1 protein-coding gene is annotated in these 3,092 nt (G+C 74.9%); it reads left to right on the top strand.

Translation table 11 applies throughout. The features are described from left to right. Positions 1-3,092 (top strand): type I polyketide synthase (locus ACFU99_RS38935; protein WP_384402044.1); only part of this gene is annotated, 3,092 nt, incomplete at both ends.

The following is a 3,092-nucleotide window of genomic DNA, read 5'->3' as shown; positions in this document are numbered from 1 at the left end:
GACCTGTGGCGCCTGGTCGCCGACGGCGTGGACGCCATCGGCGACCACCCGGCCGACCGCGGCTGGCCGCTGGCCGAGCTGTACGACCCGGACCCCGACCGGCAGGGCACGTTCTACGCCACGGGCGGCGGGTTCCTGGACGGCGCGGGCGAGTTCGACGCCGAGTTCTTCGGAGTCTCGCCGCGCGAGGCCCTGGCCATGGACCCGCAGCAGCGGCTGCTGCTGGAGACCGGCTGGGAGGCGCTGGAACGAGCCGGGATCGACCCGGCCTCCGTACGCGGCGGCCAAGGCGGCGTCTACGTCGGCGTGGCCTCCCAGGGGTACGGGACCGGGCCGCGGGACCCGGCCGCCGACGTCGAAGGGCACCTGCTCAGCGGCACCGTCACCAGCGTGGCGTCCGGCCGCATCTCGTACATCCTGGGCCTGGAGGGGCCCGCCGTGACGGTGGAGACGGCCTGCTCGTCGTCCCTGGTCGCGCTCCACCTCGCGGGGCAGGCGCTGCGGTCCGGGGACTGCTCGTTCGCGCTGGTCGGCGGGGCGGCGGTGATGGCGAGCCCGGACGTCTTCGTGGAGTTCAGCCGCCAGCAGGGACTCTCGCCCGACGGCCGCTGCCGGTCCTTCGCCCAGGCGGCGAACGGCACGGGCTGGGGCGAGGGCGTCGGCGTGATTCTCGTCGAGCGGCTGTCCGACGCGCAGCGGCTGGGGCACCCCGTACTGGCGCTCGTACGCGGTACGGCCGTGAACCAGGACGGCGCGAGCAACGGCCTGACCGCGCCGAGCGGCCCCGCACAGCAGCGGGCCATCAACGCGGCGCTCGCGGGCGCCGGACTGACCGGCTCGCAGATCGACCTGGTCGAGGCGCACGGTACGGGCACGACGCTCGGCGACCCGATCGAGGCACAGGCACTGCTGGCGACGTACGGTCAGGAACGGTCGGCGGAGAGGCCGTTGTGGCTCGGTTCGCTGAAGTCCAACATCGGGCACACGCAGGCCGCGGCGGGCGTCGCCGGGGTCATCAAGACTGTCATGGCGCTGCGGCACGCGGTCCTTCCGCGGACGCTGCACGCCGAGGAGGCGTCGAACCGCATCGACTGGTCCGCGGGCGCGGTCCGGCTGCTCTCCGAGTCCCGCCCATGGGAGCCCGCCGGACACGAGCCGCGCAGGGCCGGGGTCTCCGCGTTCGGAATGAGCGGCACCAACGCGCACGCCGTACTGGAACAGGCACCGGATGCCGTGCCGGCTCCGCGCCGCGAGACCGAGCCGACATCGCAGCACGCTGCCAGGTCCGCTTCTGATGCTGATGCCGGGCCCGTCGACAGCAAGTCCGCCGGGCCCGCCGAGTGCGAAGCCGCGCACCCCAGCCCACCCACCGTCCCCTGGCTGCTCTCCGCCCGTACCCCCGGCGCGCTGCGCCGCCAGGCGCGGCAGTTGCTGGACCGGGTCGAGGCCGACCCGGAGGTGCGGCCCGCGGATCTCGCGCGGGCGCTGGCCACGACCCGTACGGCCTTCTCCTGCCGGGCGGCGACCGTCGGCAGCGGACGGGAGGAACTGCTGGACTGGCTCGGCGCGGTCGCCGAGGGAGAACCCGCGCCCGGCGCGGTGCGGGGCCGCTCCCAGGGAGGCCGAACTGCCTTCGTTTTCCCCGGACAGGGCTCCCAGTGGGCCGGTATGGCAGCGCAACTCCTCGACCGGGAACCGACGTTCACGGAATCCATCGAGCGGTGCGCGCAAGCCCTGGCCCCCTATACGGACTGGTCCCTGACACAAGTGCTGCGCAACGCCCCTGACGCTCCATCACTCGACCGGGTCGACGTCGTGCAGCCCACGCTGTTCGCGGTGATGGTGGCGCTGGCCGACTACTGGCGCGCCATCGGCGTCCGGCCGGACGCCGTGGTGGGTCACAGCCAGGGCGAGATCGCCGCCGCCTGCGTGGCGGGCGCGCTCTCGCTCCAGGACGCCGCCATGGTGGTGGCGCTCCGCAGCAAGGCGTTGCTGCGCATCGCCGGCCGAGGCGGCATGGTGTCCGTCGCGGCACCCGAGGAGCGCGTACGCGGCCTGCTCACGGACGGTGACGCATGCGGCGTCGCCGCGGTGAACGGCCCGGACGCCGTGGTCGTGGCGGGCGAGCCCGACGGACTCGACGCGCTGCTGACCGCGTGCGAACGCGACGGCCTGCGGGCCCGCCGCATCCCCGTCGACTACGCGGCGCACTCCGCCCAAGTGGCGGAGATCAAGGGAGAGTTGCTGACGGCGCTGAGTGGAGTTCGCCCGCGTTCCTGTGTCGTGCCGCTGTACTCCGCGGTCACCGGCGGGCCCGTCGAGGGCGCGCTGCTGAACGCCGACTACTGGTACCGGAACCTCCGCGAACCCGTCGACTTCGCGGGCGCCGTCCGCTCCCTGCTGGCAGCCGGGCACGACCTGCTCATCGAGGTCAGCCCGCACCCGGTGCTGCTCGCCGGGGCCGAGAGGGTCGCCGAGGAGAGCGGCCGGGCGGTGGCGGGCGTGGGGACGCTGCGGCGGGACGACGGCGGCCGGAACCGGCTGCTGGCCTCCTCGGCGGAGGCGTGGGCGGCGGGCGCGCCGGTCGACCGGGCGGCGCTGCTGCCCGAGGACGCCGACGCCCGGCCCGTACCGGTGCCGACCTACCCGTTCGAGCGGGACCGCTACTGGCTGCCCACGCCGGGCCGCAGCGGCACGTTCGCCGCGCCGCGGCCGACGGGCGGCGACCGTGCGACGGGGGCGAACGACCCCGCGCCGGAACACGCCGCGGCCGCGGACGAAGCCGACGAGGCCGACAAAGCCGATAGGGCCGATAGGGCCGATAAGGCCGGCGAAGAGGAGGTGCCCGCCGTTCGGCTCGCGGCACGGCTGGCGTCGCTGGACGGGCCGGGGCGCCGCCAGGCGGTCCTCGACCTGGTCACGCGGCACGCCGCCGCCGTACTCGGCCACCCGGGCGCCGGCGCCGTACCGCCGGACCGCGCCTTCTCCGAGGTGGGCTTCGACTCGATGCTCGCGATGCGGTTCCGCAACCAACTGTGCACGGCCACCGGACTGTCCATCGCCCCGACGGTCGTCTTCGAACACCCCACCCC

Source organism: Streptomyces sp. NPDC057654 (genome assembly GCF_042800135.1).
GTDB lineage: Bacteria > Actinomycetota > Actinomycetes > Streptomycetales > Streptomycetaceae > Streptomyces.
The sequence above is the reverse complement of the archived record's forward strand: the minus strand, read 5'-3'. Positions and strand labels throughout refer to the sequence as shown.